This is a genomic window from Aeromonas cavernicola (assembly GCF_002795305.1).
Taxonomy (GTDB): Bacteria; Pseudomonadota; Gammaproteobacteria; order Enterobacterales; family Aeromonadaceae; genus Aeromonas; species Aeromonas cavernicola.
In genome coordinates, this window is sequence record NZ_PGGC01000244.1 from 1 (window position 1) to 966 (window position 966).

The following is a 966-nucleotide window of genomic DNA, read 5'->3' on the forward strand; positions in this document are numbered from 1 at the left end:
CATGGCGCCATCATAGGCGTTATTTGCATTCGATTTTGTGAGCTCGGGCATAACATACGTGTTACAAATCAAATTTCAGGTGCCATTTCATGGCGGAAAAGTAAAATAACATTTTGATTAATAAGACTTATATTTTCACAGGCACGACCTTCATACAGCTGATCAGCGCCTCTGACGCCCTATCCTCGGCACAGTCCCCCCCTCACTCGACGGTCTTTCTCTAACAGCAGCCCCCTCGGTTCAACCGCCAGCGCAAACACGCCACCACCACGTTCTACCTGCGTCCCCCCCATTGCGACTATCCGTATGGCTACTTTCGACCCCTGAAAAATCCGATCCGTTGATCATGCAAAGCGTAAAAAGGGGAAGCGTATGCTTCCCCCACTTACATATTTCCTGATGAGTGTTGACCGACCTAAGCGTTATACCTCGGGCGACAAGCGCATCAGACTCCCGCTTTTGCTAAAGCAGCAGCGACAATTTGCTGGGCCTCTTGCTGAATCAGATCCAGATGTGCCTCCCCCTTGAAGCTCTCCATGTAGATCTTGTAGATCGACTCGGTGCCAGAGGGCCGCGCCGCAAACCAACCGTTCTCGGTGACCACCTTGAGGCCACCGATAGCGGCATCGTTGCCCGGTGCTCGGGTCAGCTTAGCGAGGATGGGTTCACCGGCCAAGGTAGAGGCTTCTACCAGTGCCGGATCCAGCTTGGAGAGCACCGCTTTCTGGGCGCTGTTGGCTGGCGCGTCGATCCGGCGGTAGCTGGAGCGGCCAAACTTGGCTTCCAGTGCGTCGTAATGAACTTGGGGATCTTTGCCGGTCACCGCCAGAATTTCCGCCGCCAGCAGCGCCAGAATGAAACCATCCTTGTCGGTGGTCCAGACGCTGCCATCCTTGCGCAGGAAGGAGGCGCCCGCGCTCTCTTCGCCGCCAAAGCCGAACTCGCCGCTGTAGAGGCCATCCACGA

1 pseudogene is annotated in these 966 nt (G+C 55.7%); it reads right to left on the reverse strand.

Annotated features, from left to right (window positions below):
- Window positions 1-445: 445 nt before the first annotated feature.
- A pseudogene (locus CUC53_RS18240) lies at window positions 446-966 on the reverse strand (phosphoglucomutase, alpha-D-glucose phosphate-specific); the annotation flags it as partial.